This is a genomic window from Bacteroidota bacterium (assembly GCA_039111535.1).
GTDB lineage: Bacteria > Bacteroidota > Rhodothermia > Rhodothermales > JAHQVL01 > JBCCIM01.
In genome coordinates this window covers 1-20,550 of record JBCCIM010000119.1, presented here as the reverse complement: position 1 = coordinate 20,550, position 20,550 = coordinate 1, and the positions used below count along the sequence as shown (strand labels likewise).

General features: G+C 52.3%; 14 protein-coding genes and 1 other RNA gene. 12 read left to right on the top strand and 3 right to left on the bottom strand.

Features of this window, described 5'->3' with window-relative positions; translation table 11 throughout:
• The 9 genes from AAF564_17055 to AAF564_17015 form a co-directional block, all read left to right on the top strand.
• Positions 1 to 1,102, top strand: a 1,102-nt coding sequence (locus tag AAF564_17055) for a hypothetical protein (GenBank protein MEM8487264.1), incomplete at its 5' end; no start/stop codon positions are given.
• Positions 1,103 to 1,218: 116 nt separating this feature from the next.
• The gene (locus tag AAF564_17050; protein MEM8487263.1) at positions 1,219 to 3,408 is read left to right on the top strand and encodes a hypothetical protein; all 2,190 of its coding nucleotides are present in this window, start codon (positions 1,219 to 1,221) and stop codon (positions 3,406 to 3,408) included.
• A gap of 75 nt (positions 3,409 to 3,483) precedes the next feature.
• Entirely contained in the window at positions 3,484 to 4,506 is a 1,023-nt protein-coding gene (locus tag AAF564_17045) for a PorV/PorQ family protein (GenBank protein MEM8487262.1), read from the top strand.
• A gap of 224 nt (positions 4,507 to 4,730) precedes the next feature.
• Positions 4,731 to 6,308, top strand: a complete 1,578-nt coding sequence (locus AAF564_17040; protein ID MEM8487261.1) for a CRTAC1 family protein — start codon at positions 4,731 to 4,733, stop codon at positions 6,306 to 6,308.
• A gap of 143 nt (positions 6,309 to 6,451) precedes the next feature.
• A complete protein-coding gene (locus tag AAF564_17035; protein ID MEM8487260.1) occupies positions 6,452 to 7,687 on the top strand; it encodes a tetratricopeptide repeat protein in 1,236 nt (411 codons plus the stop codon).
• 43 nt (positions 7,688 to 7,730) lie between these two features.
• On the top strand, positions 7,731 to 8,918 hold the full coding sequence (locus AAF564_17030) for a tetratricopeptide repeat protein (protein MEM8487259.1): 1,188 nt from the start codon (positions 7,731 to 7,733) through the stop codon (positions 8,916 to 8,918).
• Between the two features lie 30 nt (positions 8,919 to 8,948).
• Positions 8,949 to 10,673 carry a CRTAC1 family protein gene (locus AAF564_17025; GenBank protein ID MEM8487258.1) on the top strand — a complete coding sequence of 575 codons (1,725 nt, stop codon included), beginning with the start codon at positions 8,949 to 8,951 and terminating at the stop codon, positions 10,671 to 10,673.
• Entirely contained in the window at positions 10,670 to 12,220 is a 1,551-nt protein-coding gene (locus AAF564_17020) for a VCBS repeat-containing protein (GenBank protein ID MEM8487257.1), read from the top strand. Before AAF564_17025 ends, AAF564_17020 begins: the two co-directional genes overlap by 4 nt.
• The gene (locus AAF564_17015) at positions 12,207 to 13,496 is read left to right on the top strand and encodes a tetratricopeptide repeat protein (GenBank protein ID MEM8487256.1); all 1,290 of its coding nucleotides are present in this window, start codon (positions 12,207 to 12,209) and stop codon (positions 13,494 to 13,496) included. The genes AAF564_17020 and AAF564_17015 overlap by 14 nt, the downstream gene beginning before the upstream one ends.
• On the opposite strand, the gene AAF564_17010 is transcribed toward AAF564_17015, so the two are convergent.
• Positions 13,493 to 14,440, bottom strand: a complete 948-nt coding sequence (locus AAF564_17010) for a hypothetical protein (GenBank protein ID MEM8487255.1) — start codon at positions 14,438 to 14,440, stop codon at positions 13,493 to 13,495. The genes AAF564_17015 and AAF564_17010 overlap by 4 nt on opposite strands.
• On the bottom strand, positions 14,437 to 16,743 hold the full coding sequence (locus AAF564_17005; GenBank protein MEM8487254.1) for a TonB-dependent receptor: 2,307 nt from the start codon (positions 16,741 to 16,743) through the stop codon (positions 14,437 to 14,439). Before AAF564_17005 ends, AAF564_17010 begins: the two co-directional genes overlap by 4 nt.
• A gap of 190 nt (positions 16,744 to 16,933) precedes the next feature.
• Here AAF564_17005 and AAF564_17000 point away from each other — a divergent pair, with 190 nt between their 5' ends.
• From AAF564_17000 to AAF564_16990, 3 genes are all read left to right on the top strand, one after another.
• Positions 16,934 to 17,959 (top strand): nucleoside hydrolase, encoded by a 1,026-nt coding sequence (locus AAF564_17000; GenBank protein ID MEM8487253.1) that lies wholly within the window; start codon positions 16,934 to 16,936, stop codon positions 17,957 to 17,959.
• A gap of 518 nt (positions 17,960 to 18,477) precedes the next feature.
• Entirely contained in the window at positions 18,478 to 19,032 is a 555-nt protein-coding gene (locus AAF564_16995) for a fasciclin domain-containing protein (protein ID MEM8487252.1), read from the top strand.
• 168 nt (positions 19,033 to 19,200) lie between these two features.
• Complete coding sequence (locus tag AAF564_16990) at positions 19,201 to 19,743, top strand: hypothetical protein (protein ID MEM8487251.1); 543 nt, start codon at positions 19,201 to 19,203, stop codon at positions 19,741 to 19,743.
• Positions 19,744 to 19,812: 69 nt separating this feature from the next.
• Here the strand turns inward: AAF564_16990 and ssrA are convergent.
• Positions 19,813 to 20,191, bottom strand: a transfer-messenger RNA (tmRNA) gene (ssrA, locus tag AAF564_16985).
• Between the last annotated feature and the right edge of the window lie 359 nt (positions 20,192 to 20,550).

Genomic DNA, 20,550 nt, shown 5'->3' with positions numbered 1-20,550 from the left:
CTTCTCGCAGACGGCGGCCATTGGCAACCCGAACCATCCGATGCCCAAAACAGTGGCATACGAAATTGGTTATGAGCACAACCTGTTTGATCAGTTCCTCGTGCGTCTTGCCGGCTTCTATCGTGATGTTTCAAACCAGCCACGTAGCATCAACTACCGCAGTATTGACAACCTGGTTGACTACGACATCGCCTTCCCGTACAACTACGAAGACAACCGCGGTTTCGAAGTCACACTGACTAAAAACCGTGGCCGCTGGGTACGGGGTTTCCTGAACTACACCTTCCTGGTGCGTAAAGAAGGCAACTTTGCCTACGGACAGCAGCTTGAAAACCGTGTAGAGCAGAGCCGCTTTGAAGAGAATGCAAGAAACACACTCTTCCGCCCACAGCCTGAGCCATTTGCTCGTGCAAACGTGGAATTCCTGACGCCGACCGACTTTGGTCCGCAGACTGGTAGTTTCCGTCCGCTTGCTGACTGGCGCCTGAGCTTCCTCGGAGAATGGCGTTCTGGTGACATCTTCACCTATGCTGGTGGTGGTGGTGCTGAGATCGTGGGTATCCGCGACAACATGCAGTGGCGCGATTACTGGAATCTCGACCTGCGTGTCAGCAAAAACTTTGCTATTGGCAATGGTCGCGCCCAGGTGTTTGCAGACATCAACAACGTGTTGAACCTAAAGCGTCTGCAACGCCATGGTGCCATGGCGCTTAGCTTCAACTTCGAGCGTTACATGGAGTCGCTCCACCATTCACGCGACACCTTCAGTGGCATCGAAGATAGCGAATTGCCTAGCTACCTCATCGTAGGCGATGACCGCCCGGGTGACTTCCGTGATGATGGCGTTGAATATGTGCCTATCGAGCCTTTTCCAAGCCTCGATCGCGTAACTAACGCCAATACACGTGCACTTTACTTCATTCGCGATGGCGAAGGTGGCGGTACGTACTACCAGTATAACGGTAGTGACTTCGTCGTTGCCGACGAGGGTAAAGTAAGTCAGGTGCTGGATGACAAGGCTTATATCTACAATCCTGTTGTAGACTCCTTCCGCTTCCTGAACCCACGTAATGTGTACTTTGGCGTGCGCTTCACGTTCTAAGGTCACTCCACCATTTTTGATCGGCATTTCCCGGTAGGCCGGCCTGTTTTGGCCGGCCTTCACGGGAGTCCCATACCCTCTTTGCCGATTGTGTTTATTCAATTTTCCGATATATCATGAAAAAGACCACCAGCTATCGGTGTATCCCATCCGTACGCTATGCGTTGCTTGTTGGATTGATACTGGCATTTTTTGCACCTACTGACGCACTTGCGCAGTGGGAGCTGAAATGGCTATCAGTTGGCGAAATGCACAAGTACTACACGGAAGCGGGTAGCCACAACGAAGACTACCAGGGCCATAATATCCACTGGCCTGGTATCCGAAACGAGCACGGCAACGTGCGTGGTTACGCCCTGTGGGTTGCAGCAACAGACTTTACAGATGAGGCCGGCACCAACTGGCCTGTGAAAATTGCACACGTTGGCCCTCGTATTACGGGCCTTGGTGAAGTGTTTGCAGAAGAGTTTACCATGATTAGCCGTTTTGAACCGCCTATTGTTGAAGTAGACGGATTTGAAACGTTTAACCGTCCTGTGGTAAACGAAGAAGTTGATCCGACCATGGCCTTTGACCGGACCGTGTACTCGCGTAATGCCAACGTCCTCGGCATCACGCAGGAACGCTGGGCCAGCCAGTTTAGCCAGGAGCATCATGACAACTACCACATTCTGGAGTTTGTCTTTACCAATACCGGTAACACAGACAACGATGCTACCATCGAGCTACCCGATCAGACGCTCGAAGGCGTTTACTTCTACTGGCAGAACCGTTACGCGCCAAACCGGAGTGCCGGCTGGATCCAGAACAATGCCCAGGGTTGGGGCAAATGGACCATGAATGATACGGTTGGTGATGGCCACGAAGACTATGACGTGGATTACCGCGCACAGTACTCCTGGCTTGGTCATGTACCCTCACTTAGTGGCCGTACCGCACTTGGTGGTCCGCTTTGGGATGCCGGCAACTGGCTAACCGTAGACGCTGACAGTACAGGTCGCCTCGGTGCTGCCCATATGCTCGGACGCATTATCCTGCACGCTGATGCATCTGCTACAGATGAATCTGATGATCCAGATCAGCCAAGCACGATGAACTACATCTGGACTGGTGATGAGCGTACACACTTGAACGAACACACCGATCTGGCCAAAATGGAGTTTGAGTATGAACTCATCACAGAAGGCCGCGTGTATCCGCACCATGCTGACCTTGTAGAGCCTGCAGGTGCATTTGATACACCACTCGGTGATCCTACACTCGGTAGAGGCGGTGACGGCTTTGCCTTTGGTGAAGGTTTTGGCCCGTATACCCTCGGCCCTGGCGAAGATGTTCGCATCATCATGGGTGAAGGTATTGGTGGTATCAGCGATCAGGCTGCTGTGGCCGTTGGGCAGGCGTACAAACGCGCCCAGGGCGACGAAAGTGCAACCTTTGAATTTGATGCCAATGGTGACGGTGTCATCAGCGACGCTGCATATGATTACAATACCCTGTTTACCGGCGCTGAACGCATGACCAAGAACCAATGGGCGTTGTCTGCAAAAGACACAATGTTCCAGACGTTCAACCGCATCATCGCTAACTATGAGTCTGGCTGGAATGCACCGAAAGGTCCAATGCCACCTGCACGGTTCTCGGTTACCTCTGGTACCGACCGTATCTTCATTGAGTGGGAGTCTTATCCTGGAGAGTCTCCTGCAGGAGGCTGGGAGCTCTGGCGCGCACAAAACCGTTTTGACGGCCTGCCGCTCGACCCGCTTACTGGCGAAGCTTATGAAGACTGGCCAACAGTTTACCGCAAAGTAGCTGACTTCCCGGCCAGTACCGCATCATTTGAAGACAGCGAGGTAATCCGTGGTATTAACTACTACTATTACCTCCAGGCTGTAGGTGATGTGAATATGGATGCGACTGGTGATACACCAACGGGAGCTGCCTTGAAGAGCAATCGTTACTGGGCGCAAACGTATGAACCTGCTGTATTGAAAAGACCACCTGGCGCTACCATCGAGTCCGCGCGCGTTGTACCAAACCCGTACAACATCAACACCGAAGCGAGCTTGCTGTTTAGCAATGAAAACCAGTTGCAGTTCTTTGATATCCCTGGAAACTGTACCATCAAAATCTTCACCGAAATGGGTGAGTTGATCACTGAGATCATTCATGATGATGGCAGTGGTGACCAGGAATGGAACGCGCAAACAGATTCATTGCAGCCTGTAGCCAGCGAAATCTATGTCGCCGTAATTACGGACAACGAGACCGGCGAGAAGGTTACCCGCAAGTTCACAATTATTCGATAGCAATAGCCGGCTCCCGGCCTTTGTCGGGAGCCGCACGCTTCATGCGTTGCTATCAACAAAGAAAATTGGTGTATTATGAAAAATTTAGTTTATCGATCGACGCTGCTTGGTCTCATGAGCCTGTTTTGCGCGGTCTCTGTGATGGGCCAGGCGCAGCAGATTCCAGAAGAGGACCTGGAAAAACGCGCCCAGACCGGGATGAAGTTTCTCCAGATGTCGGTAGATGCGCGCGCAGCTGGACAGGGTAGTGCTGTTACTGCTGTTGAAGGCTATGCGTCAGCCATGTTCTACAACCCGGCCGGCCTCGCCAAGCTGCAAAGTCCCCTGAGTGTTTCACTCGGTCAGACCCAGTGGTTTGCTGATATCACCTACAATTACGGTGGTGTTGCTTTCGCCCCTGCTGGTGGCGCCTTTGGTGTCTTCGGTGCTTTTGTTATGGCTGTAGACTATGGCCAATTCCTCGGTACCATTCGCGCTGAGAATGAAGCTGGTTTTATCGATACCGGTAATTACAGCCCGTCTGCATTATCTGCTGGTTTCAGCTACGCGAAGTCACTGAGTGATCGGTTTGCGGTTGGTGCTAACATCAAGTACGTATACCAGGACCTGACCGAGAGCACCATCTCGGCTACAGAGACACAAGGCAACAGCCAGAGTACAGTTGCTGTTGACTTCGGCGTATTGTACAACACGGGTTTCAGAAGCCTAAACTTCGCCATGAGTGCGCGTAACTTCTCTAGTGAAGTTACCTACGAGCAAGAAGCTTTTGAATTGCCGCTTACGTTTACGATTGGTGTCTCTATGGACATGCTCGACCTCACCGATTACAATACAGACATGCACTCCTTCGTGCTGTCCATTGATGCTGAGCGTCCGCGTGATTTCTACGAGCACCTGAACATTGGTGGCGAGTATATCCTTGCAAATACGCTCGCACTCCGTGCCGGATATGCCTTCCCAACAGACGAAGAAGGTATCAACCTTGGTGTAGGACTCCAGCGTGATCTGGGTGGACTTGGCTTTAGTGCCAACTACTCTTATACCGATTTTGGTATCCTTGGTAACATCAACCGGATCGGCTTGAATCTCTCCTTCTAGTAGGAAAGACTGGTAAGTCAAAAAAACGGCAGGCCTTCTGGTCTGCCGTTTTTATTTTATGCATATTTTACGGCCAACCCCTACATCTACCATTTTGCTGTAACCCGATGTCTCTGAAGTTCAAGTGGCAGAACCGTGTCTTGCGTTGGTGTATACCGCTGTACGTTTGTTGCCTGGCCGGCTGTGTATCTTCGGAAGATGATGCCCCAACCACTCCTGTTTTCGTGGACGCAACACATTCGGCCGGCCTCGATACATTCCAACATACCTCGGGTGCTGCGGGCAATAAGTGGTTTCCTGAAATTATGGGCGCCGGCGGTGGGTTCATTGATTTTGATGGCGACGGATGGCAAGATATACTGCTGGTAGGAGGCGCTACCTGGCAAAACAACAACGTGCCGGCCGTGTCCCTTTACCGAAACGAAAGGGATGGCACCTTTAGCGACTATACCACAACATCCGGATTGGCTGCGCAGCGTGCTTTCGGGTTTGGCGTCGCTGTGGGGGACGTGGATAACGACCGCGATGAGGATTTTGTACTCACAACCCTTACGCAAAACCTGCTTTTTCGCAATGAAGCTGGCCGGTTTGCTGCCGAAAAACTGGATACCACCGGGGCGTGGAGTACCGCTGTCTTGATGATAGATGCCAACAACGATGGCTGGCTCGACATACTGGCCGGCAACTATGTGGACTGGTCACCCGAGCAAGACCGCAACTGCACGCTAACAACCACTGACAAGGAGTATTGCACACCCGAACTGTATCAGGGTGTGGGACTACAGTTTTACCAGAACAGGGGAGACGGCACATTTAGCCGGGCAGATACCCTTGCCGGTTTTGCCGGCCATCCCGGTAAGACGCTGGGCATGGCTATGCTGGATTACAACGCGGATGGTGCAACGGATATCGTGGTTACGAACGACACTGCACGAGACCTGCTCTTCGAAAACCAGGGAGATGGTACGTTTGTAGAAAAAGGACTGATTAGCGGCGTTGCCCTCACCGGCACAGGCAAGGCAAGTGCCGGCATGGGCGTTGATGTCGGAGATATTGTTGGGTCTGGTCAGCCGGCCATCCTGATAGGTAACTTTTCCAAAGAGATGATCAGTGTGTTCCAGTATCGAGGGAATAACCGTTTTCGAGATGCTGCTATAGCCTCCGGTATCGGGCGGCCAAGTTTGCTACCCTTGACTTTTGGATTGTCTCTGCTGGACGTAGAGTTGGACGGGGATCTGGATCTGTTGGCGATAAACGGACATGTGCATGAAGGTGTCGCAGTGCTACAAGAGGGGATAACGTTTGCACAGCCGCCGCAGTTGTTTACCAATGACGGGAAAGGCAACTTTGAACTGGTCTCACCTGGTAAAGGGTCAGCCCTGGAGCCTGCCATTGTTGGTCGTGGGGCTGCGTATGCTGACTATGATAACGACGGCGACCTGGATGTACTGGTTACAACCAACAATGGACCAGTATACCTCTGGGAGAATGAATCACGGCGTAGCGGACATGTATTGCGGGTATCCTTGCGCGGCACTACTTCAAATACCAGCGCCATTGGGGCGGAGGTGACTTTGGTTGCCGGCGTAAAAAGGTTCGCGCGGCAGGTCAAATCGGGTGGCAGTTATCTTTCTGCGTCTGAACAGCAGCTGACCTTTGGCCTGGGCACAACCGCTGCAATAGATTCGCTGTTGATTACCTGGCCGTCCGGCATCCGCGAATCGCTGACCGAACTCCCTGTGGATAGTCATGTTCTGATTCAAGAGGGGACAGGGCAATTTGAGATAGTTCGTCGTTTTTGAACTGCGTCTTGTCCTCTGTTTTTGTTATATTTATGACCCATCTGATTTCCAGGTACCACCAACCGGTAAAATGTTCAGATGGCCCGATGTACCTCCCACTTGTACCGTGTTATTCTGCTATGGGAATTTGTTCGTTCAGGACAATGTTGTGGATTGTGGTCTGTATTGGCCTTTTTGGGTGTCAGGCTACTGAACAGGAGCCGGCAGCGGCAGACTCCCAACTTGTTGATTTGTTGGATGATGCACGCCTCGTGCTTGCTGATGGACACTTTGCCCTCGCGCTGGCCTTAACAGACAGTGTGCTGGTTACGCAACCTGCATCAGCAGATGCGTATTTCTTGCGTGGGCAGATTATGCTCCAGCGCCGCGATACCGATGCGGCAGAAGCTGCTTATGCAAAGACCCTTGAATTACAACCTGATTACCCCTCCGCCTGGTTTAATCTGGGCAACATAGCGTTTCTGCGCCGGCAGTATTCTGAAGCCATATCGCGCTACGACAAAGAAATGACTGCTACTGAGGCGCAATACGAAAAGTATGGTACGTCTTACGCCGTGCGGTACGGTGAAACCATGAGCCGGTTGGCGCTGCAAAAAGGACGCGCGCAACGGCAATTGGCTGAAGACGATCTTGCTATCGCTGCATTTGAACAGGCCATTGCTTACGACAGCCTGAATGCTGATGCATACGCAGACCTGAGTCAGTCGCTCAAAGATACCGGCCAACCGGAAGCTGCTGTGCCTCACGCTACCCGAGCGCTGGACCTTGTACCTGTTGATCCTGATTATAATTACATCCTCGGGGCCCTTAAACACACGCTTGGTGCTCCCAAAGAGGCGGTGCCGCTGCTTCAACGGTCAATACAGCTAAAACCCTGGCTTGCTTCCGCAAGATATAGCCTTGGCCTGGCATTGGTTGAACTCGGTGAAGAGGACGCCGGTAAATTGCAGCTACAACTTGCTGACACCTTGCAGGTGTTAAATGACCGGATCGAGAAAGCACGGTTTGAATCGCAGACCTATCCTGACCAGCATGAACGTTGGATTAACCTGGGCCGTCTCCTGATTCAGGCCGGACGGGTTGAGGATGCAGTACAGCCTTTGTCCGTTGCTGAAGCCCTCCAGCCTGATGATCTGACCATAAAAAATGACCTCGCCAACCTGGCGCTTGTGCGTGGCGATACCCTTGGCGCAACCCGCAAGCTGGAGGCTATACTGGCAACTGCCCCTGACTTTGCTGATGGCTGGTACAATCTGGGCGTTGTGTATGCGATGCAAGGTGCATATGGCAAAGCCCAGGAGGCCTGGGAGCAAACGCTCAGGCACAATCCCGACCACCCCGAAGCCCGCCAGAGCATCGATAGATTACCGGGCTCCTGATATGGTTCGAATGAGGACTATTGCTGCAAGTTTTTGCAAACCCATGCTGTTTTGCGTGTTGCTTTTTGTCCTTTTGGGGTGCAAAGATGCGGCCGATAGCACCTCGGATGAGCGATTTGTCGACCCGCGTTCCCAAGCGTTACTCCAGCAAGGGACTGCAGCGCTTGAACAGCACGAATTTGAGATTGCACTCGTCTTCGCAGATAGTGCTGAACGGTACACACCCGAGCTTCCCGATGCGGCCTTTTTGCGGGGGCGTATCTATTCCGAACTGGGCGATTATGAAAAAGCAGCAGTTGCTTACACGACGACACTCGAACGCGATCCTGCCTATCGGGGTGTTTGGCATAACTTGGGCAACAACGATTTCCGGATCAACCAGTTTGAAGATGCCATCATCAACTATAGAAAGGAGCTGGCTGCGCACAATGCACCCATGCCGTGGCGAGGCATAGGTCGTGCCTATGTAGAACTTGGGAAAGTCGACAGTGCGCGCGTTGCTTTTGAAAGCGCAATACAACTGGATAGTACGTACGGGCCGGCACATTTCAACCTCGCCCTCTTGCTCGAAGACGAAGGCAAATTTCCAGCAGCACTGACGCATGCAACGTACGCTGCAAGCTATACCCCTGATGATTGGGACTACCGGTACCTGATGGCCTCTTTGCTGGCCACCAATGGCCATAATGCCGAGGCTTTGCCCCATTTGCAAGCCGTTACGGAGCATTGGCCCTGGCATCATGCTTCGCATTACAAACTGGGCCAAACCCTTGTGCGGCTCGGCGATACCGAATCTGGACAATTGTTAATAGATGAGGCAGAAGATCTGCGGGCCAAAGATGCCAATATTATGCAATTGCTGAACTCCGCGCGGGCCGCCACCGATGAGTCGCTGCCGCACGCCGCACTGGGGTCTGCCTTGCGGTTGGTGGGGCGCTACGAAGACGCCATGCGCGCCTATAAAATTGCCCGCCACCTGGATCCGGCTAACCTGGAAATACAGACGAATATGGCGAACCTGATGCTGTTGCAGGGAGATACCCTTGGCACCATTCAGGCGTATCAACACATTTTACAGCAAGATCCTTCGTTTACAGGGTTATGGGTAAACCTTGGCATCGTGCATGCCATGGCCGGCCAGATGCAAGACGCCCAGGCAGCCTGGGAACGGGCCGTCACCCTCGACCCGGAAAATGCACAGGCCAAGGCATACCTTGCCCGGCTGCGTTAACAAGACGGATATAGTTTGCTCCCTGACATTATGGCTCAAGTTCGTGCTTCTATCCGTACCCTTTTCTTGTCAGCGATATTGCTGCTTGCATGTTGTGGCAAGCAACCTGCAGAGCAGCCGGCTCCTGTCAACGAAACGGGGATTGCCTTTTCTTATGTTGATATAACAGGCACAGCCGGCCTGGATTCGTTTCAACATGAAACGGGTGCGACTGGCGATAAGTACTTCCCCGAGGCGATGGGCGCCGGCGCGGCTTTTATCGATTACAACGATGATGGCTGGCAAGATATCCTGCTTGTTGGGGGAGGCCAGTGGGATAACGAAACGGACACATCGGTACCTGCGCTCTGGCTGTACAAAAACCTCGGCGATGCCACGTTCGAAGATGCCACGGCAGAAGCCGGCCTTGAAGGAATCGAAGCGTATGGATATGGCCTTACCATAGGGGACTATGACAATGATGGCGATGACGATATTTATTTCACCACCCTGGGCCCCAACTACTTACTGGAAAACCGGGCCGGCGTGTTTGTAGATGTATCGGTTGCAGCCAATGCGCAAGCCGGCGCAACCTGGAGCACAACACCCGTGTTTTTTGATGCAGACCTCGATGGTTGGCTGGACTTGTACGTTGGCAACTATGTCGACTGGTCACCTGAAAAAGATATTTTCTGTACCCTCGACGGCACCGTGAAAAGTTACTGCACCCCCGAATTGTATACGGGCCTTCCCAGCCGTTTTTTGCATAACAACGGTGATGGTACGTTCACAGATCAAACCGAGGCTGCCGGCTTCTTGCCATCACCGGGCAAAATGCTTGGGGCTGCAGTTTTTGATTACAATGGAGACCACTGGCCAGACCTCGTGGTAGCGAGTGATACCCAGCCTGATCTGCTCTACAAAAACAACGGAGATGGCACGTTTGTAGAGCTGGGTGCCTTGAGCGGATTGGCGTACGATGAGAATGGCCGCGCCCGCGCCGGCATGGGTATCGATACGGGTGTGATTGATACATCGGGCCGGCACAGCGTATTTGTGGGCAATTTTTCGAAAGAAATGATTGCCGTGTTTGGACACGTTGGCGGCGATTTATTTGTGGATCGCGCAGCCGCCTCGCAAATTGGCCGGCCCAGCCTGATGACCCTCACCTTCGGCCTGTTTCTGTTTGACCCTGATTTGGATGGCGACCTGGACCTTTTTGCAGCCAACGGCCATGTGCAGGAAGAGATTGCTGTAACCCAGGACGGCATCACGTACGCGCAGCCACCCCACCTTTTTCTCAATGATGGGGCTGGGAAGTTTGCTGATGCTGCACCAGAAATTGGCGGCGTTTTGGATGCACCGCTCGTCGGACGTGGCGCGGCGTATGCCGACATTGACCGTGATGGCGATCTTGATATTCTGATTACCGAAAATGGCGGCAAAGCCCATTTGTGGCGGAATGATCAGGAGACGGAGCGCGCGTGGTTGCGCGTAAGTGTGCAAGGTACCGCTGCCAACCGCAGTGGTCTCGGGACAAAGCTGGTGGCTTATCATGGCGGTGCAGCGCAAGAACGCTGGATTCGAGGGGGCTCCAGCTTCATGGCGCAACACGAACAAGTAGCCACGTGGGGCTTCGGATCTGCGCCGGCCGTCATAGACTCGCTGGTTGTCTATTGGCCTGGCGGTGCACGTCAACAATTTGACAAGGTGCTGACCAATCGCGAATTCCGCATCGTCCAGGATGTTGAGGTTGAGGAAATTGTAAGTCCATGAGTTGGCCGCTGCTGCATACAGGCAAGAAGTTACCCCTTGCGTGGACTTTTGGTGTAGTCTTGCTGCTGCTCGGATCCAGTTGTGAGGCGCCGCAACAGCCAGAAGCCGGCGCGCAACTGGCGCAGCAATATTGCAGCGGGTGTCACCCCTTTCCTTCCCCCGATCTGCTAGACAGGGAAACGTGGGCCACACACACCCTGCCTGTTATGGGCTATCGACTTGGGATCTATGGGGCAGGTGAACGCGACAGCCTCATCGCGCCTTTCCTGAAATACAACCTCGATCCTGACCCGTATTTTCCCCGCACTGCACAGCTTTCATCTGACCAATGGGCAGCCATTCATTCGTACTATGCTGAAGCAGCACCCAAAGCGTTGCCGGCAATAGACCGACAACCACCTGCCGGCGCCTTGCCCGGGTTTCGGGTTCAGACGCCAGCCGTTTCTTTTAGTACACCGCTGACAACGCTCGTTCAAATTCAGGACGGCTATCAGGCATACCTTGTTGGCAACTATGCAGCCAATAGTTCGCTCGTGTTGCTTAACGCTGCCGGGGAATTGCAATTCAACTTTGCACTACCGGGGGCACCCGTTGCCACACATATTGATGGCCGCCGCCTCTATATCCTTATTGTTGGTGCCGGGCCTGAACCCACGGTCTCTACCCGTGGAGCAGTCTACGTGGTAGATGATCCTGCGCAAGGACCGCAGTTGCTCATTAATGGACTACAGCGCCCGGTTGATTTTCAATTGGGTGACCTGGATGGCAATGGCCTTAACGACCTCGTCATTTGTGAGTACGGCCACTACGCCGGCGCGCTCTCCTTGTACACACAGCGCGATCCCTCGACTTTCGATCGCCATGTATTGAAACAGGGGCCGGGTACTATCGCTGCGCAGCTTCACGATTTTGATGGCGACAATCAACTCGATATTGTGGCACTGACAGCCCAGGGGAATGAAGGGGTCGACATACTTTTCAACAGGGGAGATGGGCAGTTTGAAGCGCAGCGTGTACTGGAATTTCCGGCGGTCTACGGCTCTACTTCGCTTCTGCTGGAAGATTTTAATGGAGATGGCCTGCAAGATTTACTCTACACAAACGGTGACAACGCAGATACCTCTCCCATCCTGAAAAATTACCACGGCATCCGTATTTTTGAAGCAGTTTCATCAACCTCTTTTGAAGAAGCATACTTTTATCCCATGTATGGGGCGTTTGCTGCACAGGCCGCTGATTTTAATCAGGATGGGCGTATTGATATTGCCGCGATATCCTATTTCCCCGATTATGTGGACGACGCAGATGGCGGGTTTGTATTGCTCCTGCAAAACGGACCGTATGCATACAACGCGCATACGTTTGAAAATGCGGGTTTGGGTAGATGGTTGGTTATGGATACGGGCGATACGGATGGTGATGGCGATACCGATATTTTACTGGGTTCCAACATTGGTTTTGGCCCCGCCGGCGACAGGTTAGGATTGTACGCGCAATGGACGCAGGGGCAACAGTCAGCAGTTTTGCTTGAAAATGAAATACAATAAGATGATGGCATTGGGTCAGAAATATTATTCGGTTTGCCTTGTAGGACTTGCCTTGTTCTTCATTACAGGCTGTAAGAAGGACGCTGAGCCACAAGAAGTAGATGCAGCGGCAGCCTTTTTCCTGGCGCAGGCGCAGGCAGCGTTTGAGGAAGAAGCATTCAACATAGCGCTTGCCTTTACCGACAGTGCAAGTGCTGAAGCCCCCGACCTTGCAGCGGTATATTTTATGCGCGGCAGAATCTACACTGAGCTCGCCCGTTTCGATCTGGCTGATTCATCATATATCGAGGCGCTGGCCCTCGAAGATGACTTGCAAGGTGCCTGGCTCAATCGGGGCAACCTGGCGATCAGAAAAGGAGCTCTAAAGCCGGCCCTCGCCATGTACAACAGAGAAGCTTCCGCCTATCCATCTGCGTCTGTCTTTCTACAGATGGGCCGTGCGTACCAGGATTTGGGTGAACCAGACAGCGCACGGATGGCATTTGAGCGTGCCATAGCCCTGGATGACTCGCGTGCCACAGTTTTTATGCGACTCGGCCAACTGCTCGGGGAGCAGGGAGACTTCACGCAGGCAATCGACTACACCCGAAAAGGCCTTGCATTAGAGCCAGAAAATCAAAATTACAAATTTGCATTGGGGGCGCTTTTGAATGCCAACGGGGAAGCAGAAGAAGCCGTGACGCTCCTGCAGCCGTTTGTCGACGCAAGTCCATGGCACTATTGGGGGCACTACAACCTGGGGCAGGCTTACCAGCGCATCAACGATGAGGCAAAAGCCGCAACCTATCTGGCCAAGGCGGAATCGCTGCAGACCACGCAAACAGAGCTGGATCACTGGCAGATGATGGCTGAGTCAAATCCGCAGCACTTGATGTTGTGGCTGCGGTTTAGCTATGCCTTGCGCCGCGCCGGCAATACCACAGATGCCGACCGTGCTGACCGGATTGCCTACGCCCTGGCGCCAGACTATATGGAAAGCTCGTATCAGGATTCGACGCTGTTGCGTGGACATCGCCGCGCAATCATCCAAATGGCCAGTGGGGAAGTAGAGGAGAGTATCGAAATATATAAAAGCCTGTTGCGGCAGCAACCCGATGAGGCGCAATTGTGGCTAAACCTTGGCGTGGCCTATGCTACGTTTGGACGGATTGTGCAGGCCCGGCAGTGTTTTACAACGGCGCTGAAATATGACAACCGGTTCTTGCGGGCACGCCGGTATCTCGAAGATCTGGACAAAGCCTTTTATGACCCCGAGGAGCCTGGCAATCAAAGTTAGCCCAGCGGATCTCCTTCCTCTTCTTCTTCGTCATCGCCATCATCAGCGGGTCGGAAGCCGGCTTGCTCAAGGGCATCGGGTGGTGGACGCCAGGTGGTGTCAATGCGGTAGCCGGCGCCAATAAAGCCAAAACCATTTTCGACATTCGATAGCGTCCCCGGTTGCACCAGTACAGAGGGGTCAAATTCACCATTTGGTGGATTCCATGCGTCATCTACCACCATCATCTTCAACGTCATGCTGGTAACACCAACGCCAAAAGAGGGAAACCAGTTACCTGTTTTAGCCAGCTCTTCGCGCAGGACCTGAATGTCTTCAGATAATAAAACATCAACAACCCAACCGTCGGGAGTCATGCGCTGCCGGCCATCGTAATTCAGAAACACTTCCGGAGAAACGGCATCTGCACTTGGGGCATTGATTAACTTGTAGGAGAGTTCTATCTGGATGAGCCGGGCCGTTGCGCCTTCAACCAACACAGGCTGGATCACATCTCGAAAAGCAATTTCTGGTTCAAGCTCAACAAGTTCAGATTGTATAGGGATTTCAACCTGTGCAGAACTCACCTGCCCATCTGAGAGCCGGGCAATTTCAATACGATGGGTTTCGCCATAATTGACAGCAAAAGGGGCCCAAAACAGGTGGGCGTAAAAGCCACGCTCGTCCTGGGTTACAGAATCTCGCCAGACGTGGCTTTCTCCTGTTGTCAGGTTGGTGGATGTAAATGTGGCATCAAGCGGCTCTGGTGGCGTAAGCTGAAGTTGGTTTTCGATAGAAAAAACCCTGACCCACTGGGTGTCCGGGCCAGGTGTAAATACGCCATACATGGAAAACGGGCGCTCTGTGCCAAGTACACCAACCACGTCTTCCTCACATCCGGTGCACAACAAGACAGCCATGCACAAACTGGCCAGTATGCTGAGGGTATGTTGTTTCCTTTTCATTCGAATGACACCTGTAATCCGAGGGTCGGCACAATAGGTAACTGGTCAACCCGATTAAGGGTGAAGATATCAAGGTAGAACAGGTTGCGTCTGTTGTAGATGTTGATCACACTGCCCTGGAGCGTAAGTTTGGCGCGGCTCAGTTGCCAGGATTTCGAGACAGAGGCATCGAGTCTGTGGTACGCCGGCAATAGCCCATTATATGGCCGCTCATAAATCACACGCTGGGCACCCGGTATTTCCCGCACGTCGATCAGATCATCCACAAGAATAAAAGCGTCGAAGCCCAGGGCACGGTTGAACGGCAAGCCAGATCCCATCTCCCATTTGACATTCATGTCCATTCCCCAAAGCTCCCAGTGGGCGATCATATTCATTTGATGTCGCCGGTCATGCGGTGGACGATAGCGCAGTCGCTCTTCGCCGTACCATAATGCCAACTGGAATTGCTCAGCCCGGTAGCGTGTATTGGAATAACCGTAATTAATAGCCGCATAGAAGGACGGATGCCGCCATTCTGCACGAAAATCAAATCCTTGTGATTGGCCTGTGGCTGGCTGGACGTTTGACGTGAATTGCGGGAAAGCTGTCCACTCTGGCACAAACAGGTTGGTGATGTCTTTGTGGAATCCTTCCAGCGACAACTCAAACTGGTCGCTTGGGGTGAAGCGGTAGCCGGCAATGGCATGAAACGCACTGGGTAAACGGCCGGCGCGTATGTCCCTGTTGAGGTTGCGCTGGGTGGGCTGCGGGATGCTGGTCCATGCGGTGAACACGCTGGCTGCGTCGCGGCGATCCGTGACGCCGACAATTTCCTGGTTGTAAATGCCGGCTGCGCCGCTCAACTGGTGCCGGCCCCGGTTCCACACAATGCGCAAGCGCGGCTCTAACCGGGGGTCGATATCAACCTGGTAAAACTGCACGCGAATGCCGGGCTGAATGTTTAGGCCGCCCGGCCATTTGAAGTTGAGGGCAACGTACTGCGCGGCCTCGTCCAGGCTCACCCGTTTGAGTTCGATGTTCTGGAAAACGCCATCGAGCTGGCTGTCGAGCGAATTAATCCGGATCGAAACCCCGGCATGTCCATCTACCCTGACGCCTTGAAAGGAGACGTCGATACCAATGTGGGTGCTGTTAATGGCAGAGCGGCGCGAGGGCAGGCCGGAGGGGCCTTGCTGCGTATCGAGGCGGGAATGTGAAAGGTTAAATTCTGTGGTTGCTGAGATGAAGCGGGGAAGGACAACCCAGCGCAGGCCGTAAGCTTCATTTTTCCAGCGTACTTCTTCAGGGACTACACTGTCTTCAAATTCTTCGTTTAATATGCCACGGTCGTGGGTACGCAAGTAGCTAATCGAGAAGCGGCTTTTGCTGCTTACCTCTACGTGCAGCTTGCCAAACATATCGCCAAACTCGAAAGGCATTGGTGCATCAATGTATTGCCCTGCGCCTTGCTCAATCACTGATTCGCGCAAAGAGGCAAGCAAAGATACACGGCGGGGAATAAGGGGACCTTCCAATCGGATGGAGCTCACAAAAGGAGAAATGCCCACAGCGCCGGCCAGCGAACGGTTGTTACCATTGCGCGTGAGTATATCGAGCACAGATGAAATACGGCCACCAAATCGGCTTCCGAATCCGCCGGCATAAATGTCACTTTTGCTGAGGATGTCTCCCGGGAAAGCGGAGTAGAACCCGAGCACATGAAACGGCTGGTAGACCAGCATGCGGTCGATCTGTACCAGATTCTGTGTGGGCTCGCCTCCCCTGACAAACAGTTGGCCACCCCGGTCACCCAGCGAAACAATACCGGGCAGTGTGGTGAGATAGTTCAGGAGGTCAGGGGTGACGTCGGGTGAGGGGATTAATTCGAGGTCTTCTGCCCGAATGGTTTGTTGGCCGGCTGTGATGCGTGCCGCGCCGCCAAGTCGTTCAGATTGCACCAACACTTCGTCCATCTGCGCGGCATCTGGCTGGAGGCGCACGTTGTGTCGGTTGTTTCTGCCGTCGTCAAGGGATAGGGTAACCGAGTATTGCTCATAGCCAATGAACGAGACGATGAGGGTGTAGGTCCCCGGTTCGATACGCCGCAGCACATAGATACCGTCCTGGTTGGTCACCGCGCCGGTAATAACCGTGCCCTCTTGCATTAACACCACGTTGGCGAGTTCAATCGCCTGGCCATCCGTATCATCGCTGACAAATCCGCTCAGCAGGGAGGGCTGGGGAGGCACTTGCGCCTGCGCACTGGCGCAAATAATAAGCCCATGAACCAGCAAAATGAAAAGAGAGCGTAAATACTTCACTGGCGGTGGCTTGGGTAGGGTGGACAGAACAACAAGGCCCGGTTGCTAGCATAACTTTAGCGTCAGGTAATATAGGTGATGAACTGCCAAAAAACCGCACATTTAAACTGCCTGCAATATGATTCAGTTGCGGACAGGCGCAGAAATGGTTAAGCTGCTGTATCACTCAAATTAACCCTTGTTAGGAACCATGATGACGCGCGTGCCGGCACAGCAAATCACGATTTTGACCCTCTCCTGTTTGCTTATTGCAGGCTGTTCAGAACCCTCTGTACCTATGCCTGATACGGCCGGCGAAGCAGCAGTTGTAGCGCCAGTTCGATTGCTCATTGATACCGATGCCAACAATGAGTTAGATGACCAGTATGCGTTGACCTACGTGTTGCACAACAGCGACGTATTTGATCTTGAAGGCATTACCGTAAACCGAACGTATAACGGAGGTGATATCCATGCGCATTACGAAGAAGCAGCGCGCATATTGACGCTGGCCCAGCGCCCGAATGTACCGTTATTCAAAGGGGCATCTGCAACGTACGGAGAAATTTTGCCCGACATCAACCAGCCAGATTTTGACGGGCATGAGGCGGTCGACTTCATCATCGAACGCGCCCATGCAGCGGATGAGCGGCCGCTTGTGCTGGCGCCTATTGGTAAGTTGACCAACATTGCGTTAGCGTTGGCAAAAGACCCGTCGATTGCAGCGCGCGTCAAAATTTTGTGGCTAGGCTCCAATTGGCCGGCGCCTGGCGAATACAACCTCGTGAATGATACCTCGTCGGTTAATCCGGTTGTGTTTTCCGAGGCGCCTTTTGAAATGGCGCTGGTGCGATATGATATGTACTCGGGTACTGCCGCTGTTATCCTGAATGAGCGGGAAGTAAACGAGAAGCTCCCGGGCCTCGGTCCACGCATTGACAATCCGATTACGGGCCGGCATGGCGGTACATTTGACAACTTTGGGGATTACGCTGTTGAGTTGTTTGAAAAGATGGGATATGAAAACCGCGCCTTGTTTGACATGGCAGCCCTTGCCTTGCTGAAGAACCCTGCGTGGGCTGACCGCGTGGAGATGCCGGCGCCGATGCTTTTGAATGGAGAATGGGTGGACGCGCAGCGTGATCGACAGATCGTTATATGGGAAAATTTCCACACCTCACACATCCTTAAAGACTTTATTGAAACGTTGGAAGCCGTCACGGACCGGGGGCAATAGTGGATACTTTGGAGTCCACTATTGGGTTTAAGGTTGCTGGTTTAAGGTTGCATGTTTTTTGTTTGCCTTGAACCGTGTGCTAAATTCATTTCACTGGTAAAAATATTTGTTTTGCATGGTTGCTTGGGCAAAAAAAGTCGATTAGTAACGAAAAAAAATTACCACAGCGCCTGTTTATTGCGATGTGGTAGAAACCGGTAAAAGACAAATCATCAGTATTGCGCGGCTACGGGTCTGATTTTTAATAGGCTAAAGCATTTAAATCGCCTAAACATAACATACTAAACGATTCAGGTGGGGCCGCGTGTTTGGTTGAATTATTTTTGGTGTTGGGTAGTCACAGAAAAAAGCTATCGTGTATTTAAGCTGTTGTTATAACATACACTTCTCTGCAAGGCCGGCAAATGAAGATGGCAGAGCATCTTCCCGCTGACCACTCCTAATGTGTTCGTCCAATGTAATCCTGCACTGGGGTTCTGATGTTGGATTATCTATAACCTAAATACCTTTCCAGTATAATGATTTACCGTTTTTCTGTACTTGCCTTTGCTTTCCTTTTCCTCGTTGGATGTTCTGATCCTATCAGTGTTGACTCTGAAGCTCCCGTAGCAGAACAAGGAAGATTTACACCCCCGAATCCAGCAACCAAAAACCTGACCATCGCTGAAATCGTTGTTGCCCAGGTTGATGCCAATGGCGAATTTGAGACGCTTCTTGCTGCACTCGCAGCAACTGATCTGGTCGGTGCTGTTTCTGGCAGAACAATTTTCACCGTATTTGCCCCAACGGATGCTGCTTTTGCCGAGCTTGGTTTGAATCCTCATAACGTTGGTGACCTTGACAAAGACGCATTGTCCAACATCCTGCTCTACCACGTTGTGCCTGGCCGCAAAGTTGCCAGCATCGTACTCGGTTCTGAGTCGCTGACAGCTGCACAGGGTGGTACCCTCAAGGTTGATGCTGACAACGTAGCATTGATCGATGCAAACGGTGGTTCAGCCGGCATCGTAGGTGTTGATATTGCTGCACGCAACGGCATCATCCACGTGATTGATTCTGTAGTGCTTCCATAACTGTGGTCCGCATAGCTGATCAAAAAAAGGCCCCGGCAGATTGCCGTCGGGGCCTTTTTTGTTATTGGGGCATGTGGACAAAGCCGCTCAATTTTCTGCTGTGTTTCGGGGCATTCAGATCCGTTTTGTATCTTTAAGCCATTCCTATCATAAAATGAGATCTGACCAATGAGCGTTGTTGCATGCAGGATTCTTCCAGATGGGTACGAAATTGCTTCAGATTCCATCACCGTGCGCTGGGCCACGCAGAGCAAAGGAGAGAATACCAAGTTTTCAAAGCTATTCGAGATAAACGGACTTGCCATCGGCAGTGTGGGGAGTGCAGAGGAAGCATCGCTCCTGCAAATGTATTGCAAAACGCGGCAGCCGGCAGCAGCCAACGAGCAAGACTTGCTCGAGTTCATGTCGGAGTTTGCGAACTGGAAAAAGACCAAAGTCAGCAAGTCTGACATCACGAACCACTATATCATCGGCTTTGAAGGGAAGGTGTATTCCGTTGCCGGATGGTTTATCCAGGAAGTGGTGACGTACGAAGCGATCGGCGCCGGCATGGACTACGCACTGGCCGCCCTCTACCTCGGCAATTCTGCGCACGATGCGGTCAAAGTGGCGTGTGAGCTGTCGATATTCTGTGAAGAGCCAATTCAGAGCATTTCAAAGACAACAGCAAAAAGAAAACCAGCCGCAGCGAAGAAAAAAACGGGTGGTTGAGGAGCAATCAAGTCAGCGTAGAATAAAAAAACCGTAAGCCGTTATATAATAACAACTTACGGTTTTAAAAAGTGGAGATGCCGGGAGTCGAACCCGGGTCCGAATGGAAGTACACGCAAGCCTCTACGTGCGTAGTCAACCATTTGAATTTCACGTAATCCGTTGGCCGGTTGACAAAGCCAGGACTACGCTAAGACTGAGAAGATTTCGCCCCGCCGGTTCAGTCGGCGCCATTGGGGCTAAGCTCATCTAAAGTTGATGCCTGAGATAGGACAATGAGCGATCATTATCTGCAGACAGATGGACAGGGGTAGCTTATGCTACGCGTGCCATCGCGAACGAGTAATCGTTAGCAGTTATTAGGTTCTTAGTAGTTTTTACCGACATACCAAGAGGTCGGACACGGCCACCTACTGCACAAACCACCCGTCGAAGCCAGAACATCCCCATACTTGTAAAGAACACTGTTGTCGGATTGTTACGAAACGTGTAATAATTGGTTTCGATTTTCGACCGGTTGACAGCATTGTCAAATACTTGTTATCGGTCTGTTCATGCCAGTCTGAAGACCTTGAGCTTATTGGAATATCGAACACCGAACCAGGGGTGTTCAGAGAAATAGTAGCTAGCAAAGATTAATTCGTTTTCAGCAATTTAGCGCGTGGGCGTCCACCAAATGCGTGGCGATGTGCGGTGGGTGCTTTTATCGGAGCGTTTTCCTGAATAAAATTCAGGAGGACCTGTGCGAAAGGAGATAAAAGCGCGCGTTTTATTTGGTGGTGCCCTTTTCTTTGGTTCGTTTCTTTT

Bases quoted from the DNA above. Each gene is read 5' to 3' on its own strand.
- AAF564_17050 (MEM8487263.1), top strand. From the start codon at position 1,219: ATGAAAAAGACCACCAGCTATCGGTGTATCCCATCCGTACGCTATGCG.
- AAF564_17045 (MEM8487262.1), top strand. From the start codon at position 3,484: ATGAAAAATTTAGTTTATCGATCGACGCTGCTTGGTCTCATGAGCCTG.
- AAF564_17035 (MEM8487260.1), top strand. From the start codon at position 6,452: ATGTTGTGGATTGTGGTCTGTATTGGCCTTTTTGGGTGTCAGGCTACT.
- AAF564_17030 (MEM8487259.1), top strand. From the start codon at position 7,731: ATGCTGTTTTGCGTGTTGCTTTTTGTCCTTTTGGGGTGCAAAGATGCG.
- AAF564_17025 (MEM8487258.1), top strand. From the start codon at position 8,949: ATGGCTCAAGTTCGTGCTTCTATCCGTACCCTTTTCTTGTCAGCGATA.
- AAF564_17020 (MEM8487257.1), top strand. From the start codon at position 10,670: ATGAGTTGGCCGCTGCTGCATACAGGCAAGAAGTTACCCCTTGCGTGG.
- AAF564_17015 (MEM8487256.1), top strand. From the start codon at position 12,207: ATGAAATACAATAAGATGATGGCATTGGGTCAGAAATATTATTCGGTT.
- AAF564_17010 (MEM8487255.1), bottom strand. From the start codon at position 14,440: ATGAAAAGGAAACAACATACCCTCAGCATACTGGCCAGTTTGTGCATG.
- AAF564_17000 (MEM8487253.1), top strand. From the start codon at position 16,934: ATGATGACGCGCGTGCCGGCACAGCAAATCACGATTTTGACCCTCTCC.
- AAF564_16995 (MEM8487252.1), top strand. From the start codon at position 18,478: ATGATTTACCGTTTTTCTGTACTTGCCTTTGCTTTCCTTTTCCTCGTT.
- AAF564_16990 (MEM8487251.1), top strand. From the start codon at position 19,201: ATGAGCGTTGTTGCATGCAGGATTCTTCCAGATGGGTACGAAATTGCT.